Origin of the sequence: uncultured Bradyrhizobium sp., from assembly GCF_947648125.1 — a bacterium.
Lineage (GTDB): Bacteria > Pseudomonadota > Alphaproteobacteria > Rhizobiales > Xanthobacteraceae > Bradyrhizobium.
In genome coordinates, this window is the sequence record NZ_CANSMR010000019.1 from 95,011 (window position 1) to 115,086 (window position 20,076).

The following is a 20,076-nucleotide window of genomic DNA, read 5'->3' on the forward strand; positions in this document are numbered from 1 at the left end:
GTCTCATTTCGGGCCAATGCTATGCAAATTCGGCCCGGTTCTGAATTTCGTTCTCATCTGTGTCAGCAAGATCACGCTGGAATTGTATTATTCCGGACCTCGCTGAAGGCTGCTCGCGGCTGTCGGCATGGGCCTGACCTGTGGGACTCCGCTGCAGGGTTTTCGAAGGACTTTCGCCATACACCTTGCGATACTCGACCGAGAATCGGCCCAATTCCACAAAGCCGAAAAGGGTGGCGATCTCGGTTACCGTTGCAAGATTACCGTCGGCGGACAGAAGCGCGCGCCTGGCCTGCGACAGCCGCTGCATACGAAGATGGCGGCACGGGGGGGCGCCGTGAACGGTACGAAATGCCTTGCGCAGCGTGCGCTCGCTGACGGCAAGAGCGTCGCAGAGAGCCGAAATGTGCAGCGGCGAGTCGGGCTCTGCGAGAGCGATCGCCTCGGCCCGGTCGACGAGACTGCGCCAGGTTCTGCTGGTTGATTGGTAGGAAACGTCTGAAAAGTCTTCTGACCAATAACGGATAGTCATTAGTGCCCCCGACTTTACGATCGCGGTAAAAGCGCTGGACCTGTGGGCAACACAGCATCAAGCCGCGGGGGCGCGCTACTGTACCTGTGGGCAAACGGTGCCTCGTCGAGCGGCCCTAGGCACTCACCCGGCGATGGTTATGAAGCGCCCTTGACGTCAAGCGAGGGCTCAGGCGTCAGCATCCCGGTGCGCTCCGCCACAGAGACTGCCTCCGCAAACGAGCCGACCTGAAGCTTTTGCATGATCATCTGTCGATGATATTTGATGGTTCGCTCTGAGGTCCCCAGCGAATAGGCAATCTGCTTGTTCATCTTGCCCCGGACCATCAGCGCGAACACTTCGTTCTCGCGAGGAGTTAGTTGCGCAATCAGCGCCCTCAGCGCATCGAGCCGACCCTGATTCCGTTGGACCTCCCTTAAGCGTGACAGCGCGCGCTCGATTGCTTCCAGCAGCGTCTGCTTGAGGATCGGCTTGGAGAGAAAGTCCTCTGCGCCGGCCTTGATGGCGCGAACGCTCGTGGGAATGTCGCCGTGACCGGTCATAAAGATAATCGGCCAGTGATGCGACAGTTTTGCCAGCTCCTGCTGAAGCTCCAGACCGTTGAGTGCCGGCATCTGCACGTCGAGGAGAAGGCAGCCCGGCTCCGCGTCGGTGGCCTCTAAAAAGCTCGCTGCCGAATCGTAGTCGGCAACGGCATAGCCTGAAGCTTTCAGCACCCGGGAAATCGCGCTGCGAAACGATGCGTCATCGTCTACGATATGAACTATAGGCGCGCCCGCTATTCCCAAATCTCTCGCCCTCGTCGTGGCTCGTCGGCAAAGTCCCGAAAGATCTCCGGAAACGATTTGCTGCGGGCAGACCAAGGCTCAACTAAGCACCGCAGCAAGAAATAACCGGAACCGCGAGAATAAGTGGGTGCCCCCCGGGCAGTCAACGCGGAGTGTACATGTATGGAATATACAAGCCTGTGCCTGACTGCTGGAATATGCAGTTTGTGCCAAGCGGGCGAGGCTGGCTACAGGTACGCCGTGTAGGAGCTGACCATTCCAGAATTGATGTCACCGGGTCGATGACGCCAGCGTTCGCGGCAAATGCCATGGCATTTCCAGATATTCCCAGTCGCAGCGAGTCGCGGCTCATCTCCTGCGGGATCGAGATCGTTGCTGGAAATACTGTTGTCCCGCCGAGCGCGTTGGTGAGCGTGAGCGCTCCGGACGTGGCAATCTGCCCCTAGCCGACGCCTTTCTGGGATTTCGGTGATCTTTGCGCAGTAGATGCGGCCTGGCGCATTGTCGAAAACGATATCGACGGGAGCGCCGACCTTGATCGCCCATGGGGGACAGCACGCGCGATTCTCAGTCCAGCACGATTCAATCTACGACTGGGACAACCGCTCTCCGCTTCCGATATCCCAAAGTTCGCTGAACATGGGGAACAAGAACGCCGTCGTCGGGCCAAACAGCAACATGCCATTTAGCGCTTCCAAAGCTCCTGAGGCTGGGAGGGTATCTCAACTGAAACGCCGCCATCGGTGCTGGCGGTCGCGCACCTGTTACATGCCTGGCGCAACTTCCACAATTTCGTGACGCGGCGTTGCATCGCGCTATGCAAAAACAGACCGCGCCGCAATTTGAAAGCTCGACGTGGCTGCTACCGCAGGCGAACTCCCCGGGTACCATTGGAGCGCGCTGGGCCGCGGATTGCCGCCCTTATCCCGTCCTTATCGCGCTCGACATTGTGTTCCAGCGCGTTGGCGACGAGCCGTTTGTTGCCATCTCGCACGATTGAAAGCGGACGCGCCAGAGCGTCTATCAATTGCAGCAGGCAACCCGCCAACTCCTCTTGGGAATTCACACTAGGTGCTCCTGCTTCTGGCCAGACACAGCGACAGCGCGCCGTAGAGAAGAAGACCGAAGGGTTCGATCATACGGACCAGCGCCGCCTCTGCCACTTCGTGAGGGAGCTTGGAGGCATAACACGCGGCCGTGTCTCGCATGATAGATATCCCCGACCGTCCTGTCAGTATCGACGCACTCCAACGGCCCCTCTGCGGTATCCATACCGGCCAACTCCAACCGCTGCACATCCCCGTGGCCCGCAACGAGCTGCAGCGCAACCTCTTGGCCCGCATCCCGCGGCGCCTGCTCTATAGTACGCTTCACTCCGACCGCCACCAAAGCTGACGAGACCAAGAAATACGGTGAGACTTAAAGCGATGACACGAATAATCGGTGACATTTTCTTCTCCGGCGCTATCCATGCTGTCGCCCGACATTGTACTGATCAGGCTTGACATGATTATCAGGAGCCTCGTGGCGTCGACTATGCAAAAGCGGACAGTGAGCAAGAAAGTCTCGGCGCGTCCAGCCTGCGGTTACTACCCGTATCGACCCTGATGCCGGGACGCGCTGGATTTTTGGGGATCTCAGTGCAATGTCGACGTCGCCTACAGGTAGGCGGTGTAGGCACTGACCCAAACGAGAATGCAAGAGAGCAGGCCGATAACTCCTGCATTTCCGGCAAATGCCGTGGCGGTCCCGGACATTCCAAGCCGCAGCGAGTCACGGCTCATCTCAGCCGGAACAGAAATTTCCGCCGGAAACACGGATGCGCCGCCGAGCGCGGTGGTGCGCGCCAGTGTTCCCGAGACCGCGATCTGTCCTTGCCCGACTCCCTTTGGAATGCCCGAAATCGTTGCGTGATAGATCAGCCCCGGGGCGTTGTTGAACACAACATCAACGGGAGTGCCAATCTTGATCGTCTGGAATCCGTTCTGCGAAAACATTCCGACAATTGCAATCTCATTCTCGACGATAAACGACATTGTGGAGCGGGCTTGCAAGGCGCGATCGCCCACCGTCAATGCGACAGCGGTGACGTAACCATCGGCGACTGCGCGAACGGTCGTCTGTGCTAACTCCCAGTTCGCGTTCTCCAGCTGCGCTTGAATCTGGGCGACCGACGTGTTGATGCCGCCGATTTCGGAATCAAGCGCGAGTTTGGCGCTCTGTTGCGCGGCTTTTGCCACGTTGAGTTGCGCCAGCGACGTCTCATATTGATTTTGGCGGTCCTGCCCCTGGAATTGTGAGTTGGCATCGTCAGCCACAAGCGTCTGAATATCCGCCAGACGTTTCGCGTTGAACGCGACCTGCGAGGTCAGACCAACAACATTCGCTGTGGCCTGCTGGTAGTTCGATTTCAGAATCTCGGTCTGCTGCCTTGCCGCAGCAAGCGATGCTTGCAACTGCGCTACCTTGTATTGAAATGGCGCCGGATCGATCTGAAACAGCACTTCGCCCAACTTCACGGGCACGTTCGGCTTTACCGGAATGGCAATCACCTCGCCGGTCACATTCGGCGTCACTTCGACCACCCGGCCGGCGACCGTCACCTTGCCTGACGGCGTCAGGTAATTGAACAACGCAAGGAATGTCGCGAGGATGAGGCTGCCGACAAGCACCGAAACGGTTCCTGACAGCCAGCCCCAGCGCACAAGTCGGAATTTCAAAAATACTGCCCACAACGCAGCAACGTAAAGGCACAGGATGATAACCACGACGGAGCCTCTCCGTTCGGAAGCGAAATCTCCAATTGCAGGTAGGTGGCCATCACGCGCTATGCAAAATCGGCACAGCAAAGATCCATTCGATTGGACCTTTCCGCTTTAATTTCACCGTCCGGCGGATTTTGCATAGTCGGCACGGCATGACCTTTCCATGGTTGTCGCCAAGTGTGACGTCCTTCGATGGGACGAGCTGGATTCGTAACAAGGGGACGTGGCAGGGCGACGCCGGCATGCTGGCGACGAGGTACAGTGGCTGGTACAATGGACTTGCCCGAATGCACTATCTGGATGTGAAAAAAGGCAAGGAAGCGGAGCATGGGGTAATCGTGTACTGCAAGGCGAACCCGGACCAACTGGTCATCGAGCCGATTGCCGTCGTGTTCAAGGACATGCAGGCGAAGCTGGGGATTGAAATGAAGCACTAAAACCTAATGGCTTATGCTCGGGCCGGGCGAACCTGTACTCCGGCCGGATTTTGCATAGCAACAAAGTGGCGCCGGAGCAGAATGACTGTTTGCACACCGCGCGCCGATCTTGATCGCGACGAGCAAATTGGCGATTGCCCTTTTTTGACATAAGATCTGGAAACGGCCAATGATGGCTTCGCTATGCGCACCATAGCTGTCGTCGATGATAATCCCGGCATGCTGCAGGGTCTGAACCGGCTTTTGTTGGCCCACGGCTTCCGGGTCCGGACGTTTGCATCGGCGGAGTCGTTTTTGGAATCCTTTGCCGAGTGCGAAGCTGACTGTCTTCTCCTCGATATTCACCTTGGCGGAATTTCAGGCATCGACCTGCAACGGCGATTGACCTCATCGGGGAGCGAGTTACCGGTGATTGTGATGACGGCCATCGATAATGAGGTCACCCGGCAGGAGGCGTTTGACGCCGGTTGCGTCGCCTATTTGAGGAAGCCGTTTCTGGCAAAACTTCTCATCGATGCCATCAGCAGGATTCCCTGAGGAACGCATAGCCAATCTTCACGATCGCCGAAAATTGTAGCCGAAGTTGATGTCAATATTTGCTCTCCCGCAAGCCGGGTAACTCGGGTAGTGTGCGACCCAGGTCATGAAAGTTCGACATCCTGCGTAAACGGCCGCTTTATCGCATGATACCTCGGGTACTTCTCGGTTCGATCGTGCTGCTCATAGCGATGACCGGTGCCGCGTTTTCCCAGCCGAAGCGGGTGCTGATTGTTCATTCCGTCGGTCGCGATTTTTCGCCGTGGGATGACTACGCACGAAAGATCCGCGAGGAGTTGAGGCTTCAGTCGAAAGATCCCATCGATATCTTCGAGGTGTCGCTGTCGACGGCCCGCTTCCCCGACGGCAATGAAGACGCCTTTGTCAGCTATTTGAATGCGGTGTTTTCCGAGCGCAAACTCGACCTGATCATGACGATCGGGGGGCCCGCGGCTGCGTTCTTTCGGAACAACCGGCAAAGGATATTTCCTTCCGTCCCAACCCTCTATGCTGCCTTTGACCCACGAATGTCTCCGAAGATATCGGAGGCGGACGCGATGGTCCCGGTTTCGGTCGACATATTCGGCACTCTCGACCAGGGTCTACAGCTGGTTCCGGAGGCGAATAAAGTCGTCGTCGTGATCGGGAATTCTCCGATCGAGAAGCTTTGGCTCGAGGAGATGCACAAGCTGTATCAGCCGCTGACAAACCGGGTCGAGATAACCTATTTCAACGAACTGTCGCTGGAAGAGATACTCAAGCGGGTGGCTGCCCTGCCACCCCGGACCATCATTGTCTATGGGCAGATGTTGGTGGACGCCGCTGGCGTCGTGTACGAAGGCGGTCAAGCCATAGATCGGCTTCACGAGGTCGCCAACGCGCCTATGTTTTCGGAGCAAGACACGTTCTTTGGCCGAGGGATCGTCGGCGGCCGGATGTCGGACATAGCCGACATCAGTCGACAGACCGCCGCCGTTGCGGTGCGGATCCTGGCCGGGGAGTCGCCGGGTAGCATCAAAACGCCTCCGATCCCCGCTGCATCGCCGAGATACGACTGGAGGGAGCTGAAGCGCTGGAAGATCAGCGAGAGCCAACTGCCGCCAGGCAGTCGGGTCATGTTTCGCGTGCCGAGCGTGTGGGAGCAGTATCGGCTGGAAGTGTCGGCCGTTACGGCCGCTATCCTGCTGCAGGCCGGTATCATTGGATTGCTGCTGGTCGAGCGGCGTCGGCGCCATGTCGCTCAAGCCGAGGCTAGCAGTCGTCGTCAGGAAGTGGTCCGCTTGAACCGCGTTACAACCGCCAGCGTTCTGTCGTCATCGATAGCGCATGAACTCAACCAGCCGCTCGGGGCGATTTTGAGCAATACTGAAGCTGCGCAGGTGCTGCTGACGGCGAATCCACCTGACGTTGCTCAGCTCGGCGAGATCCTTTCCGACATCGTCCGGGACGAACAACGCGCCAGCGACATCATCAGCGGGTTGCGAAATTTGCTGAACAATAGGACGGAATCCGATCTACGAACGTTCGATTTGAACGATACCGTACGGGGCGTAGTCAAAATTGTGTCTCCTGAAATTACAAGGCGGGGAGTGAGCTTGCGTACCATTCTCGCGCCCGAGCCGTTACCGGTGCGGTGTGATCCGATCCATCTGCAGCAAGTCCTCATGAACCTCGTGATGAATGGCGTGGATGCGATGGACGAGGTGGTCCCGCGCAACCTTTCGATCCGGACGGCGCTGGCTGACGCGGATGGCGTCGAAGTCCAGATAGTAGACTCCGGTCCGGGTATCCCCAAAGACAAGCTGGCCAGCATCTTCAATGCATTCGTCACAACGAAACCGCAAGGGACTGGGCTGGGACTCCCTATCGCGCGCACGATAGTTGAAAGCTACGGTGGCGAACTCTGGGCAGAGAACCGCTCCCGGGGCGCGGTGTTCTCATTCAGGTTACCTTTGAATCGTCCCACGACAATGTAGGCTCTGCTCCTCAAGCATCCCGGGACCGATAGCCAGGTCCAGCGCATCAACCGCACGATCAAGGAAGCGACTGTCCAACGCTACCATTACGATCGACACGATCAGCTCGAAGCACGCCGTACGAATACATCTGCAAATGCAGGACTTCCCGCAAATGCGATCGCATTTGGCGCGACGCCGGTGAGGACCAGCTTGCAGGGCAGCATGTCCGCGCCCCTGGAGTTGAAAACAATCAGTGATGGAACGACCTGGGATTTGGTGGCCCCGATCGTCTTTGTGTCTTGGGCCCAGGCCATGTTTGTGACCGTCAGCGCACCGAGAAGAGCAACCGCACGCATCGTATTCGACAGCATGATTGGCCCCAGAATCGGAGAGACTACCTGGGCCCAGGCATGATGGGAGCGAATGGAGGCCGGCCGAATTGGCCGGCCTCCTCTCTTCATCAGTAACCGAACTTGTAGTTGACGCGGAGCGCGAGCAGGTTCGCATCCGTCTTGGTGTTGCTGGTGATCGACGCGATGGGGCCCAATGACGGCGTCAGGAAGGTGTTGCTCTCGTTCACCCTCCACAGATAGTCGTACTCGATGCCGGCCGTCCAATTCGGAGAGAAGCCGTACTCGAAGCCGACACCCACGACCCCACCCCAGCGGGTCCGATTCGCAAAAGCAAGGCCCGTGCCGGTCACGTTGTTGATGAGGGCAAAATTCTGGCTACCAACCGCGGCGCCGCCCTTAACATAGAACAGAGCCTCGTTGGCCGCGTAGCCGATTTGACCCGTAAAGAGGCCCAAGCCGTTAAGGGTCGACTTGTAGGTGTTGGCCGGGTTCTGCAAGCTGGCGTGCGAGTTGCGGATGTTGGCCCAGTCGCCCTGCGCTTCCAGGCCGTACACCAATTGTCCAGCCTGCCAGCGATAGCCAAACTGACCACCGATGATGCCGCCGCCTTTACTGTTGCAACCTTCCGCAAACACACCGCCAATACCGTTGATCGCGGTGATATCGATACACTGGTTGCTCCAGCCATATCCGCCGTTCGCGCCGAGATAGAAGCCGGACCAGTTGTACATCATCGGCGCCGCGATCGGGGCCGCCTTGTAGGTGGGCCGCGGCGGAAGGTCAGCGGCCTTTGCAATACCGGTGAACGAAACGGACATCACCGCCGCTGCGGCAAGTAAGCTAATCTTTTTCATCGTTGTAAGCCTCATCGAATGTGGAGAGCACTCAAGCCAAGTGCCATCGACTCCGGCTCAGCTGGTATGCAGAAACTGTCACTGCCAACCATTTCACTGCGGTGTTGCAACAAAACACCACTGCAAGCTTACGGCGAATTGCCGGACTCCAATGCGCGAAACCGACGATGTGTCTCGGATGGCAACTCGCCGAACAGCGATCTGTAGTGGCCGGCAAACCTGCCGAACTCGGTGACGCCGTGGGCCGCCAGAATATCGGCGAGTCTGACGGATGCATCACTCTCGCGACGGATATCATGATAAGCTAGGTTCAACTGCCGCAGCTTCAGATAATACTTTGGCGAGAAGCCGAGATAACGCTCGAAAGCGCGCAGCAAGGTTCGGTACTCCGCCTTGGTAGCTTTCACGATATCCTTGATATGGACGATGCTTTCCGACTTTGCCCGCACGAATTCGAGCGCCTCCAGAACGATTCGCTCGGACGAGAGGGTGTACTTGTTGGGCAGGAGAGCTTCGCTCAGGCGATTGTCCCAGACGTAAGCCAACCTATCCATCAAGGCGCGCTCCGTCTCCCGGGCCATCATGGGTTGATCGGCGGCAGCGGAATCGGCGATGGAGCACAGGGCCCGCTTCGATGCTTCGACCAATCCCGATGCGATCGGTACTGGCAATCGGGCGAGATGCTTGGTGGTGTTCGGCGATTCCCGACTTGCGGCTACGGGAAGGATCTTCCTCGCGACGTCCCCATCACCCGGCAGCGACCATGCTATCCACTCGACGTGACCGAAACGAACAAAGGTAAATTGACAGTCCGGGGGCATAATGACCAGGTCCGACACTTGGCATGGCACGCCGTCGAGCAGGACGCGATCGTCGAAGTTGGACGACTGGATGATCACCGTGGTCAAATTCGGATCAGTGATACCATGGGTGATCCCCGGGCCGCCGTCGGCGCCAAACTGAAGGATCGCTCGATTCAAGGAGAGGCTCTCCACCCCCCATCGGTGGGAGGACGGGGCGGATTTCAGAAATGTTACCCTCGCGCCCTGAATGGCGTCGGCGTATTTTCCGAAATCGTCCAAATCCAAGATCCCGCCCAGTCAGAGCGGCAGCACGCGTGAAGCGGAAGGGAGGCTGTGCGGTTTCGGCAAGGCCGCACAAGCGGATCGGTCTGCAGCCGCCACCGACGCCGTCCCAGACGATCTACTTCATCTGGATGCCCAGCAGCTCCCGCTCCGCTTTGAACACAACAGCAATGGCATCGATGATGCGCTTGTCGGGATTGGCCTTGCAGTAGACGATGACTTCGTGCTCCGCGACCTTGCCCTTGCGCAGGTCGAGGAAATGCTTCTTGGCAAGGCCGTTGTACCATCCGCTGTACCAAGCCGTCAGCGCATCGGCATCTTCCTGGTAAGTCCCTGCGAGTTGCGCGCAGGTCAGCTTCTGGACGTCGATGAATCCGTTCGCATCGACATAGGACGACAGCGGCACCTGGGCCTTGGCTGAAGCCATGCTGGCAACAAGCAGAGTGGCGGAAAGCAGCAGTTTCGAACGCATTGGGGAACCTCTTGGAATAAAATCGAATGTGGAGAGATTTCAGACGATCCGGCTTTCAGAATCCGGTCGCCTTCGCGGACAACCGGCATACGAGCTGAGACCATCGGCTCGGATGCGCTATCAGGCTTAGTGCAACGCAACTAGATGGAACGAAGCAGTGCATCGTGCAGTCCGGTGGGTGAGGGGCGGCGCATATACATACGTCCATAGGCATCGACCGCCTGGACACATGCGGGCGCGATAGCAACGCCGCTCCCGCGGCCAAACTCTGTTCAGAACCGATAGTTGATGCCGCCACGCAGGATATTCAATCGATCCGAGCTGACCCCGGTGCCGGCGACTTTCGTGTAGAGATACTCGGCCTTCACGGACCAGTTCGGCGTGAAGCCATATTCCACGCCGAGACCTGCGCTGATGCCGGGCCGCCAGGAAGAACCCGAACAAGGCAGAACGCCGAGCGTACCGCAGGGTACGCCGGCGACGGTCGACGCGCTGGCGGTTGACTTGACGAGGGCTGCGCCGCCGGTGGTGTAGAGTAACACGTTGTTCATGGCGACGCCGATGCGCGCTCTCACCGTTGTCAGCGCGTCGATACTTGTCGAGGTGTTCAGCGTGACACCGTTCCCGATGCCGAAAATGCTGGGCGTTACGACGGACGAGCCCTTGATGTTGGCCCAGTCCAGATCACCTTCCAGGCCGAGCACGACATATCCCTGCTGAATCTGCCCGCCAAACGTACCGCCGATCATGCCGCCAGTAATGTCGAAACCTGCACGATCGAACCTGTTGGAGAACAGCACCAGCGGGTCCTGGTTGCCCCATCCATATCCACCATTGCCGCCTACGTAGAATCCCGTCCAGTTATAGACGGCGGCAACCGGAGCCGGGGCCTTGTAGGCGGGCGCCGCCGGCAAGTCTGCCGCAGCTGCGTAGCCGCCCATCATCCCTGAAGCTGCGATCGCAACTGCAACCCTTCCAATCTTGTTCATTGCCGCACCTCATTGATTGAAGAAATTCATGCGGCATCAAATCGCATCGAAGGCGCGCAACCTGCTATGCAGAATCTGACGCTTGCTTTCAATTTTTCTGACTGTGGCTTGGTTGCTGCAGCCGAGGCATCGGCACCATCCATGTTGACCGCAAGTCCACCTTTGCGAACGGCCTTGAGCGTCGAGCGAGCGAGTTCACGAACATGCAAACTCTGACAACTCGGTGAGGTTGACTCGGCCGAAGAACGCACAGCGCGAACGTCACGGCGTCCGGCGAGTTCTCGGATCGATTTGCCTTTTGCAAGTCAAAACCGCCTAGCGTTCCGTCCAAACGTGGTCGAGCTCGTCTCGGCTCGAGGTAAGCACTTCACCGGCGGCCCATTAAAGTTGGGTTGAATGTCTTCCGGAATCGCCACGGCACCGAGGCCTTCGATTTTTTGTTTTGAGGATAGTCACCGATGATGGCTTCGAGGGTTTCGACGACATAGGTGACGGGGTTGACGTCCTTGAGCTTGCAGGTCGCGACGAGGCGAAATTTCGGGCGCTGCTCGTTTTTGCATAGTCAATGATGCATCGCGGCTTCATGGTTGCCAACGTGCGTGACTGTCCCTGCGAGCGGGAGTCACCGTGTTGCGAACATGAGAGGCAGACATGAGGTGCGCAAAGTGGGTTCAAATTGCGGGGTTGCTGGCAGTGACGGCGGTGATGGGCGAGGCGGGAACAGCCATCGCACAGACTGCTCCGGCGCCGTCATCCATGAAGACGATCGGGACACCTTCCGCCGCGGCCAAGCCCGAGGTCGTACCCTCGTTGATCGTTCTCAATTCTCGCGGGGCGACGCTTCAGGGGGATGTGCTGACGCTGATCGGCGTTACGCCCAATTCCATCATATTCGCTGACCGACCGGTGCGCGCCGCCGGCCACGAGCTTACCGCAAACCTCATCGCGGATTGGGGCGCGAGCACGCCCGGCAACGACAGCTTCGTCAAGGATCCGCCGAACGCTACCGTGTCCGTCTTGAGCAAGGACGGTTCGGTGAAGGATGCCGTGGTCGTGCTGAAGAATCCGAAGCTCGATGGCGACAAGCTGACCTTCAATGTTCAAACCCTTGAAGGCGACCTCAACGGTGGCGACGGGCCGGCCTCGATCTTCATCGACATTTTCGGAGTCTGGCGCCGCGCCGCCTTCCGCGGTGCGATGTACGCCGGCGCCGCCGCGGCAGTCGGAGCGGCCGCGTACGCGGCACCCTACGGTTACGGCCGTCCGGCCTGCGGCTATTACCCCTATCCCCCCTGCTACTGAGGAGACCTGTCATGAACATCACCCGTCGCAATTTAACGATTGGCGGTATGAGCCTGCTTGCGGGCGCCTCGATGAGCACCTTGAGCCGCGCCGAACTGGGTGAATTTCTCGGTATCGGAGAAGGACTCGAAGATTTCTGGCTAGCCACCGACGCGTATGTCTTCGGCTATCCGCTGGTGACCATGGAGATGACGCGCAGGGTCGTTACCAATGTCGCAAGCGTTCATGGCACCCGCGGGCCGATGGGCCACATCATCAAGCTGCGGGAATATCCGAACGCGTCCTATCGGGACGTGACGGCGCCGAACGCCGACACGCTTTACACGACTGCGTTTTTCGACGTCGGCAAGGAGCCCTGGGTGCTCAGCATCCCCGATATGAAAGACCGTTACGCGCTCTTTCCGATGCTGGACGGCTGGACCTCTGTGTTTCAGGTCCCGGGCAAACGTACCACCGGGACCGGCGCGCAGACCTATGCGATCACTGGACCGGGATGGAAGGGCGAATTGCCGGCCGGAGTTAAGGAGTACAACTCTCCCACCAACATCGTATGGCTGCTTGGCCGCATCTACTGCACCGGAACTCCGGAGGACTATGCCGAGGTTCACAAGTTGCAGGACGAATTCAAGTTGGTGCCGCTGAGCTCGTACGGAAAATCCTACACACCGCCGACCGGCACGGTCGATCCCTCGATCGATATGAAAACGGCAGTACGCGAGCAGGTCAACCGCATGGATGCGGTGGCCTATTTCACCCTGCTTTGCAAACTCATGAAAGACAATCCGCCGATGGCTGCGGACGCGCCTCAGCTCGCCAAGTTCGCCAGGATCGGCATCGTCCCGGGCCAGGACTTCGATCCGAGCAAGCTCAAAGCGGACTTCCTCAAGCGCGTGCCCGAGGTCGCCGTCGACCGGATCATGATCCAGTTCAAGGTCAATAAAGACGTCAGGGATGAGAACGGCTGGATCTTCACGACCAAGACAGGCATCTATGGCACCGACTATCTCATGCGGGCGCTCATCACCGCCATCGGACTCGGCGCCAACCGGCCTCAGGACGCCGTCTATCCGACCTCTCAGAAGGACGCAGAAGGTCGAAAGTACAACGGCGCGAACAAATACGTGATGCGATTCGCGAAGGGACATTTGCCGCCGGCGCTCGGCTTCTGGTCGCTGACGATGTACGACAGCGGCTATTTCTTCGTGAACAATCCGCTCAATCGCTATTCGATCAGTGCTCGGCAGGATTTGAAATCCAATCCGGATGGATCGACTGATCTGTACATCCAGAAGGACTCGCCGGGCAAAGACAAGGAATCCAACTGGCTTCCGGCGCCGGCGGGAGATTTCATCCTGATGCTGCGCCTTTATTGGCCAAGCGAGAAAGACCCGTCGATCATCAACGGATCGTGGAAGCTGCCGCCGGTAACGAAAGTCACCGCCTAACCGCCAAACCGGCAGATGAGGAGAGAGCAATGGCCAAGTATGACATCACAAAGCTTAACGTTGCGATTGACCGGCTGCTTGCGGTGACCCAGAACCCGCGGCATCGGTTCATGCTGCAAGCTTACAGCCGACACCGATATCTGGAGGTAGCCGGACGCTACGAAGAGATTTTTGCGCCGGAGATGATGTCGGAACACCCGGTCTATCATGTTCATGCCGATGATACGAACGCGAAGCTTGAAGGCCAGGATGCAGTCAAGAGCCTCTACCGGATGTGGGCGCAAACCAACCAGTCAATCTTCTACACCGAGAACGAGCAGGTCGCGGTCGCGGACAATTTCATCGCGTCTGTGACGGTGGTCCACCAGCAAGTAGCCGGCCGATCTCTGCTGGCGAACAAGGTGATGTCGCACCTGCCCGGCTTTCTTTCCGAAGCGATCCTGAAACGAGTTCTCGCCGCGAAGAGCTTCAAGGCGGACGAGAACTCCATGTATCTCTACACAAATGTCATTCAGATGATCTGGCCCTATGACGATCGAGGACGGCTCGTCGGCGAAGATGTCTGGGAGCCCGATCCGGACAAGGCGGTGATCGTCAAGCTGGACCCGGCCGACGTGGTGACCACGGAGCAGGCCGGCAAGGCGCTCGCGCCCTTGATCAAGCCGCTTCCGTCTTTTGACGAGGAGGTACTTGGCTCGGCGCGAAGGTCCGCTTGATGGTCATGGGCCACTGGATCTCTGGGCCGGCTAGCGAACTGGTTGCCGTCCCGCAGGGCTGGTTCAATATGACCATGAACCTCGACGGCCCGAAGTTGGATGCGTTGGTGGGAAGTCGAGTCCGCCGTCGTGCGTGAAGACGCTGCGAACCCTGTCGGCTGAATGAAGTTGCTTGAAGCGCCGATTCAAAACATCGGCGCTTCGCTTCCGAGCTCGAGCGCTCAGAGTTGGCGCCGGGACTTACCGATTTTGCTCCGACTGCCACTATTCTCGACCAATTTGCTCGTCAATGAACGCTAGGCTCGGGTAATCGAGATACCCCGCATCCGAACCACCATAGATCCCAACTGCCTGTAGCGAGTTGTATGGACCGCCAGCTCGTATCCGCGCCGGGAGGTCCGGGTTGGCGAGAAAGAGGCGGCCGAACGCGACTGCGTCCGCCTCGCCGGTATTGACGATGTCGGCTGCACGCTCGGGCGTGATGCCGGCATTGACGATCAGAGGCCCGCGATAATGTTCGCGGAATATCGCGAGCATTCGCTCGTAGTCAGACGCTCCGGTCCACGCGTTGGTGTCTGCAAGGTGCAGATAGGCAAGCCCCGCGGTCTGTAACCAGGGCGCGAGCCGTCCATAGGTGTCTTCCGGCATCGGATCCCGCGTGCTGTTGTAATCGGCAAAAGGCGACAGCCGCAGTCCGATCTGCGATCGCGGCATGACATCGGAAATCGCCGCAACTATCTCAAGAAGCAATCTGGAGCGCGCTTCGATGCTTCCGCCATAGTCATCGGTTCGCAGATTGATCGTCGGTGAGAGAAACTGGTGAACCAGATAGCCGTTGGCGCCGTGAATCTCGACACCGTCAAAGCCGGCGCGAACGGCGTTGGCGGCCGCCCTTCGAAATTCGTTCACGACGGTCTCAATCTCCACCTTGGTCATCGCACGTGACGACGTGGCTGCGACGCGCACATAGGCACCGTTGGCGAGCAGCGCCCATACCTGAAGCCGTTCCAGATCGTCATTCACGCCCGATGGTGACAGCGGCTGCCTGTTGGACAACAGACCGCGCGCGCTCGCGCGGCCGGCATGCCAGAGCTGCGCGACAATCCGGCCCCCTTGCTTGTGGGTCCGCTCGACGACCGCTTTCCAGCCCTCGGTCTGCTCGTCGGTCCACAGGCCGGGCGTTCGATCAAAGGCGTTGGACATCGGTCCAACGTTGATGCCTTCGCTGATAATCAGGCCGGCGCCGGCGCGCGCCGCGTAATATTCGCCAGCGGAACCATTGATGACACCATGTTCGTCGGCGCGCGAACGCGTCATCGGCGCCATGACGATCCTGTTCGGGAGACTGAGGTCGCCGAGCGCTGCGGGACGAAAGAGACCTGCCATGTTTTTCACCTTCGGTTGGGCTGTTCGCAAGATTGGCGCCGGCAGCTAGCGCCGCAGGAGCGTCGTGTAGTTCGCAGGGATCCATTGCTCGGCAAAAATATGCATTGATCTTGTGCGCGACGATCGTACGCGTGCCCTGCGTCGTCCATTGCGACTCGTCCTTGACCGGAGTGGGCGGCGAGCGATGCAATGACGGCAACGCTCAAATTGACGTGCATGTCCCGGCCACCGCGCGTGCATTGGGCTCGCTGGGGTCCGATGTCGTTTCGATGTTGATCCAAAACAAATCCCGCTGATTGCACATCCTGGCGCGCGGTTGTACGATTGCGTCCGGGTTGAAAGTGAGGATGCTGCCGGTTGTAGCTCCCAAGTCCGTCTGGCCCGCCACGTGATCGGGCGAAAATCCAAGACATTTCGACCGGAATCGGCCTCAATAAGCGATCAGACAGCGGCGACTGCCGATGGCGGGAGCAGAGACGACGAATTGCGCTCGTGTGCGATTTGGGTCGCCATATCGAGGATTGCATATCGGCTATGAAGGGTTCTTTTCATTACTGTTCAGCAAGGCAATGGTGAGCGCGTATCGTGGCCGAACCAGACAGATCGCGCGCGCCATCCCGTGGACTTCATCACGTCACGACGATCATTGATGACGTAGAGCGCGCCGCGAATTTTTATGCCGGCGTTCTCGGTCTGAAACGAGTCAAGAAAACGGTATGCTACGACGACCCGGGCAGTTACCATCTCTACTATGGCGACGACGCCGGCAACCCGGGAACGGTGTTGAGTACCCTGGCATGGCGATGCGTCGCAAAGGGATTGGTTGGGGTCGGCGAAGTCGTGCAGACCGCCCTTCGTGTGCCGGCCGGATCGCTCGAATGGTGGTCGGAGCGGCTCAAGGCCGCGAACGTCGCGTGCCGGTTCGATCATTCGCCATTTGGCGAGCCGCTGCTTTGTTTCGCCGATCCGGACGGAACGACGCTTGCCCTGGTGGAAGCGGTGCAGCATCGTGGCGACGCCGGGCGCAGCGATCCCGTTCGAGCGGTCATGGGTTTGAACGAAGTCACCCTGAACGTCCGCGCGGAGGACGCCACGGTCGATATCCTCCAGGACGTGCTGGGTTTCAAGCGCGTTTCGCAGGCCGATGATTCGATCCGGTTCGCCGCACATGACGGTCCTGGAGGCACGCTGACGCTGCGGATGGTGGGCGCGTCGTCGCGGGGCCGTCTTGGGGGCGGCACGATCAGGCATGTCGCTTTCCGCGCGGCCAATACTGAAGATCAATCCGAGATGATCCGGAAGCTTCAAAGACGGCACGACATCGCCGTGACTGAACCGATTGAGAGAACATATCTGACTGCGATCGGCTTCCGGGCGCCATGCGGCGTGCTGTTCGAGATCGCAACCGATGGGCCCGGCTTCGCGGTCGACGAGCCGCGCGATCAGCTCGGGGAGGGTCTGAGATTGCCTGGCTTTCTCGAGGAGCGTCGTCTGGAGCTGCAAAACATCCTGCCCCCGCTGAGCTAGCCGGGCTTGCGGTCGTGCAACTCGTCGAGCATGGCTGTGGTTCGCCGGAAGGGTACGGCGTCGAAACCCTCGGTGAATTTTCCGAGCGTCCGCTCGAGCACCGCTGCAGCCTCGCTATTTCGTCGCTGCTGACGCAGGAAGCTTGCAAGACTTTCGGCCGACCTAAGCTCCCATCCAAGGGCGCCTTGCCGTTCCGAAACCTCAAGCGCTTCGCGCAAATAGGTTTCGGCCGGCTCCGAGTCGGGTCCCTGCAATGCAGCGAGGACATCGCCGTGGATTCTCAGCGAATCCGGCAGCAACCAGAGCGCCTCCGTAGCCTTGGTTCGCTCCAGGCATTCCGCGGACGCCAGCAGCGCTTCTTCCGGTCGATCGTCCGCCGCCAGCACCTCGGCCAGGCGGCCGAGAAACGGGATCGACACGTTTTCGTATTGTGCGCCGCTCAGCTTCGAGAGCGCTTCCCGCAACAATCTCTCGGCGGGTTCGATCTGACCGCGCAGGAACAGCAGCCTGCCTTCGAAACCGATCGACGAAAACACGTAGCTTTGGATGTCGTTATCCTGAGCCACCTGCCTGAACCGCTGTATCGCGCAAGCAGCCTTGTCGAGGTCCTCCAGGCTCAGGAACAGCGAAACCCCGCACCAACTGAGCGCCTGGCAGATCGAGGTCGGATTGCCGGTCTCCTCCGCTTCGGAATGCGCCGACAGGCAGGCTCGAACAGTTCGATCGAAGCGTCCCAGATTCCAGTAGGCCCGTGCCATCACGCATTGCGCATAGACCGAGTGATTCAGTCCCCATCGGCCGATCTGCGAGACGTCACTGTGAATTCGGAAGTACTCGTGGGCTTCGCGCGCGAGCTCCAAGGCCGGTGCATATTCGGCGCGAAAGAACAGCGACGCACTCTTCGCGCTCTTCGTCATCGCCAGCGCCGCTGGCTCGTCGGCGTCAGCGACGAGCGTCTCGATCCTCTGCGTCCCTTCCAGCGCGCCCTTGAAGTCGCCGCGCCGGTGCAGGAAAACGATCAGGCCCAACCGCGCCCTCAGCTCCCATTGCCGGTCGCCCAGGCGTGCCGCAAGCTCGATTGCCCTGTTCAGGGCGTCGCGCGACTGGCCGGTCATGCCCTGGGTGAACATCAAGGCGAGGCCGTGAGCTGCCTTCAGCACCATCTCGTTGCGTTCGCTTTCGATCGCCGGATCGAGCGCGTCGATCGCCCTGGTCGTCCATGCGATACATTCCGTCAGCAGCGAATTCTCCAGCCAAACGGGTACGGCGGCGGCCGCGAGCGCAACGCCCGCTTGCGCACGGCCACCCGTCGAGAACGCCCAGTCGAGGATTCCGCGCACATTGTCGAGTTCCTGGACCGCATTCCTGAGGGCTTGCACCCGCTTCGGCCCATCGGCGTACCTGCAGAGCATTTCGGTGACGCAGGCCGCAAGGCGCGCGGTGAGCTCGTTCCGCTCGGATTGCTCGACCAGCTTGGCAAGCGCGAACGCCTTGGTGATCTCCAGCAGCCGAAATCGGGCGCGCTCGGAGCCGATGTCGACCGAGACCAGTGATTTGCAGACCAGATCAGCGAGGATCGATGCGGTGTCGGCGCCGTCGGCTGCCGGAATCACGGAGACGGCGGCCTCCAGCGTGAAGCTGCCGGCGAAAACGCCGAGGCAGCGGAGAACGTACCGCTCGCGTTCGCACAGCAGCTGGTAGCTCCAGTCGAGTGCGGCAGCGATCGTACGATGCCGCGCCGGCGTGCCGCGGCGCGCATCCGCGAGCAGGTGCACGCGGTCCTCGATCCTGGCGGCCAGTCCGTTGACGCCGAACGCGTCGACGCGCGCGGCCGCGACCTCGATCGCAAGCGGGTTGCCGTCCAGTTCGCGGCAGATCTGCGCGGCGAAGCCGGTGTTGCCATTGGTAAGCTCGAAATCGTTGACGATGGCGGCGGCCCGCTCGACGAACAACTGAACTGCCGGATAGCTCAAGGCGTCCTTCGGTCCGAGGGACAGACCCGCTGGAGGCACCTCGAGGGGAGGGAGCCGGAACACCTGTTCGCCATCGACGCGGAGCGGCTCTCTGCTCGTGGTCAGCACCTTGATGCCGCCGGCGCCGCGCAGCAGCTCGCCGATGGCGGCCGACGCCGCGTCGATCAGATGCTCGCAATTGTCGAATACCAGAAGGAGATTCTTGTAACGCAGCGCCGCCGCGATACCGGACAATATGTCGCTCGAACGAGCGTCGATCGGAAGGGCGGACGCAATGACGCTCGAAATCAACGAGGCATCCGTGATCGAGCCGAGGTCAATCAGCCAAACGCCGTGCGGAAACAGCGGCAACATCGCTTCCGCCAGCCGGAGCGCGACCGATGTCTTGCCGACGCCCGGCGGTCCGACGATGCTCAACAGGCGGCTGTCGGTCAGCTTTTGCCTCATCGATCGAAGCTGTTCGGTGCGTCCGACCAGCCGGTTCAGTTGCGCCGGCAGGTTGTGAGCCGCCTGCACCGCTGGCCGATCAATGGCTGGGCGCTCTTCTTCGAGTACCTTGATGGGCGCAACGAAGCGATACCCGCGTCCGGGACTGTTGACGATGTACTGATTGGCGCTGTCGTCCTCGCCGAGCGCGCGGCGAAGCGCCGCCACCTGGACGGTCAGGTTCGCTTCAACGACGAATGTATCGGGCCAGGCGATCTCGACGAGTTCGCGCTTACTCACCAGCTCGCCCGCGCGCTCGACCAGCGCGATCAGGATCTCGATCGCCTTGCCGCCGAGGCGAATGACGCGGTCGCCCTCGAGCAGGATTCGTTTGGAGGTGGAAAGGCGAAACGGTCCGAATAGAAACGTACGCTCTGGTCTGTCGTTGCGATCGGGCATCCTTCAGTCAGCCATGGGCCTCCTCAAGGGACCTTGCTACGCCACAGCCCGGAGGGTGTCCATCCCCTTGGA

18 protein-coding genes and 1 pseudogene are annotated in these 20,076 nt (G+C 59.7%); 9 read left to right on the forward strand and 10 right to left on the reverse strand.

Annotated elements, in window-relative coordinates; genetic code table 11:
• Positions 1-19: 19 nt before the first annotated feature.
• Both Q0030_RS28240 and Q0030_RS28245 read right to left on the reverse strand, forming a co-directional pair.
• The gene (locus Q0030_RS28240) at positions 20-532 is read right to left on the reverse strand and encodes a helix-turn-helix domain-containing protein (RefSeq protein ID WP_298374530.1); all 513 of its coding nucleotides are present in this window, start codon (positions 530-532) and stop codon (positions 20-22) included.
• 137 nt (positions 533-669) lie between these two features.
• Positions 670-1,314, reverse strand: a complete 645-nt coding sequence (locus tag Q0030_RS28245; protein ID WP_298374690.1) for a response regulator — start codon at positions 1,312-1,314, stop codon at positions 670-672.
• Between the two features lie 823 nt (positions 1,315-2,137).
• Between Q0030_RS28245 and Q0030_RS28250 the strand changes: the two genes are divergently transcribed.
• On the forward strand, positions 2,138-2,320 hold the full coding sequence (locus Q0030_RS28250; protein ID WP_298374532.1) for a hypothetical protein: 183 nt from the start codon (positions 2,138-2,140) through the stop codon (positions 2,318-2,320).
• Between the two features lie 658 nt (positions 2,321-2,978).
• Here Q0030_RS28250 and Q0030_RS28255 read toward each other — a convergent pair.
• A complete protein-coding gene (locus Q0030_RS28255) occupies positions 2,979-4,088 on the reverse strand; it encodes a biotin/lipoyl-binding protein (protein ID WP_298374535.1) in 1,110 nt (369 codons plus the stop codon).
• Positions 4,089-4,123: 35 nt separating this feature from the next.
• Here Q0030_RS28255 and Q0030_RS28260 point away from each other — a divergent pair, with 35 nt between their 5' ends.
• The 4 genes and pseudogenes from Q0030_RS28260 to Q0030_RS28275 form a co-directional block, all read left to right on the forward strand.
• Entirely contained in the window at positions 4,124-4,522 is a 399-nt protein-coding gene (locus Q0030_RS28260; protein WP_298374538.1) for a hypothetical protein, read from the forward strand.
• A gap of 183 nt (positions 4,523-4,705) precedes the next feature.
• Positions 4,706-5,059 carry a response regulator gene (locus Q0030_RS28265; RefSeq protein ID WP_298374539.1) on the forward strand — a complete coding sequence of 118 codons (354 nt, stop codon included), beginning with the start codon at positions 4,706-4,708 and terminating at the stop codon, positions 5,057-5,059.
• A 176-nt stretch (positions 5,060-5,235) separates the two neighbouring features.
• On the forward strand, positions 5,236-7,035 hold the full coding sequence (locus Q0030_RS28270; protein ID WP_298374542.1) for a sensor histidine kinase: 1,800 nt from the start codon (positions 5,236-5,238) through the stop codon (positions 7,033-7,035).
• A gap of 9 nt (positions 7,036-7,044) precedes the next feature.
• Positions 7,045-7,143 (forward strand): annotated as a pseudogene (locus Q0030_RS28275) (IS481 family transposase); the annotation flags it as partial.
• Here Q0030_RS28275 and Q0030_RS28280 read toward each other — a convergent pair.
• The 5 genes from Q0030_RS28280 to Q0030_RS28300 form a co-directional block, all read right to left on the reverse strand.
• Positions 7,137-7,388 (reverse strand): hypothetical protein, encoded by a 252-nt coding sequence (locus Q0030_RS28280; RefSeq protein WP_298374545.1) that lies wholly within the window; start codon positions 7,386-7,388, stop codon positions 7,137-7,139. The pseudogene Q0030_RS28275 and the gene Q0030_RS28280 overlap by 7 nt on opposite strands.
• Before the next feature lie 89 nt (positions 7,389-7,477).
• Positions 7,478-8,224, reverse strand: a complete 747-nt coding sequence (locus tag Q0030_RS28285; protein WP_298374547.1) for an outer membrane beta-barrel protein — start codon at positions 8,222-8,224, stop codon at positions 7,478-7,480.
• Positions 8,225-8,352: 128 nt separating this feature from the next.
• Positions 8,353-9,306, reverse strand: a complete 954-nt coding sequence (locus tag Q0030_RS28290) for a helix-turn-helix domain-containing protein (RefSeq protein ID WP_298374549.1) — start codon at positions 9,304-9,306, stop codon at positions 8,353-8,355.
• A 121-nt stretch (positions 9,307-9,427) separates the two neighbouring features.
• Entirely contained in the window at positions 9,428-9,781 is a 354-nt protein-coding gene (locus Q0030_RS28295) for an HdeA/HdeB family chaperone (protein WP_298374552.1), read from the reverse strand.
• 272 nt (positions 9,782-10,053) lie between these two features.
• Positions 10,054-10,770: an outer membrane beta-barrel protein gene (locus Q0030_RS28300; protein WP_298374555.1), complete on the reverse strand. Its 717-nt coding sequence runs from the start codon at positions 10,768-10,770 to the stop codon at positions 10,054-10,056.
• A gap of 651 nt (positions 10,771-11,421) precedes the next feature.
• Between Q0030_RS28300 and Q0030_RS28305 the strand changes: the two genes are divergently transcribed.
• Genes Q0030_RS28305 through Q0030_RS28315 form a run of 3 tightly spaced genes read left to right on the forward strand, consistent with a single transcriptional unit; the run spans position 11,422 to position 14,233 of the window.
• Positions 11,422-12,072 carry a hypothetical protein gene (locus Q0030_RS28305; RefSeq protein WP_298374557.1) on the forward strand — a complete coding sequence of 217 codons (651 nt, stop codon included), beginning with the start codon at positions 11,422-11,424 and terminating at the stop codon, positions 12,070-12,072.
• 11 nt (positions 12,073-12,083) lie between these two features.
• Entirely contained in the window at positions 12,084-13,517 is a 1,434-nt protein-coding gene (locus Q0030_RS28310) for a DUF1254 domain-containing protein (RefSeq protein WP_298374561.1), read from the forward strand.
• Positions 13,518-13,546: 29 nt separating this feature from the next.
• Entirely contained in the window at positions 13,547-14,233 is a 687-nt protein-coding gene (locus tag Q0030_RS28315) for a hypothetical protein (RefSeq protein WP_298374564.1), read from the forward strand.
• 264 nt (positions 14,234-14,497) lie between these two features.
• Here Q0030_RS28315 and Q0030_RS28320 read toward each other — a convergent pair whose 3' ends face one another.
• Positions 14,498-15,619 (reverse strand): alkene reductase, encoded by a 1,122-nt coding sequence (locus Q0030_RS28320; RefSeq protein WP_298374566.1) that lies wholly within the window; start codon positions 15,617-15,619, stop codon positions 14,498-14,500.
• 585 nt (positions 15,620-16,204) lie between these two features.
• Between Q0030_RS28320 and Q0030_RS28325 the strand changes: the two genes are divergently transcribed.
• A complete protein-coding gene (locus Q0030_RS28325; protein WP_298374569.1) occupies positions 16,205-17,146 on the forward strand; it encodes a ring-cleaving dioxygenase in 942 nt (313 codons plus the stop codon).
• On the opposite strand, the gene Q0030_RS28330 is transcribed toward Q0030_RS28325, so the two are convergent.
• Positions 17,143-20,004: a winged helix-turn-helix domain-containing protein gene (locus tag Q0030_RS28330; protein WP_298374571.1), complete on the reverse strand. Its 2,862-nt coding sequence runs from the start codon at positions 20,002-20,004 to the stop codon at positions 17,143-17,145. The two genes, Q0030_RS28325 and Q0030_RS28330, sit on opposite strands and share 4 nt — an antisense overlap.
• Between the last annotated feature and the right edge of the window lie 72 nt (positions 20,005-20,076).

Coding starts and splice junctions, on each gene's coding strand:
- Q0030_RS28240 (WP_298374530.1), bottom strand. CDS start 532: ATGACTATCCGTTATTGGTCAGAAGACTTTTCAGACGTTTCCTACCAA.
- Q0030_RS28250 (WP_298374532.1), top strand. CDS start 2,138: ATGCAAAAACAGACCGCGCCGCAATTTGAAAGCTCGACGTGGCTGCTA.
- Q0030_RS28265 (WP_298374539.1), top strand. CDS start 4,706: ATGCGCACCATAGCTGTCGTCGATGATAATCCCGGCATGCTGCAGGGT.
- Q0030_RS28280 (WP_298374545.1), bottom strand. CDS start 7,388: ATGCTGTCGAATACGATGCGTGCGGTTGCTCTTCTCGGTGCGCTGACG.
- Q0030_RS28285 (WP_298374547.1), bottom strand. CDS start 8,224: ATGAAAAAGATTAGCTTACTTGCCGCAGCGGCGGTGATGTCCGTTTCG.
- Q0030_RS28295 (WP_298374552.1), bottom strand. CDS start 9,781: ATGCGTTCGAAACTGCTGCTTTCCGCCACTCTGCTTGTTGCCAGCATG.
- Q0030_RS28300 (WP_298374555.1), bottom strand. CDS start 10,770: ATGAACAAGATTGGAAGGGTTGCAGTTGCGATCGCAGCTTCAGGGATG.
- Q0030_RS28305 (WP_298374557.1), top strand. CDS start 11,422: ATGAGGTGCGCAAAGTGGGTTCAAATTGCGGGGTTGCTGGCAGTGACG.
- Q0030_RS28310 (WP_298374561.1), top strand. CDS start 12,084: ATGAACATCACCCGTCGCAATTTAACGATTGGCGGTATGAGCCTGCTT.
- Q0030_RS28315 (WP_298374564.1), top strand. CDS start 13,547: ATGGCCAAGTATGACATCACAAAGCTTAACGTTGCGATTGACCGGCTG.
- Q0030_RS28320 (WP_298374566.1), bottom strand. CDS start 15,619: ATGGCAGGTCTCTTTCGTCCCGCAGCGCTCGGCGACCTCAGTCTCCCG.
- Q0030_RS28330 (WP_298374571.1), bottom strand. CDS start 20,004: ATGCCCGATCGCAACGACAGACCAGAGCGTACGTTTCTATTCGGACCG.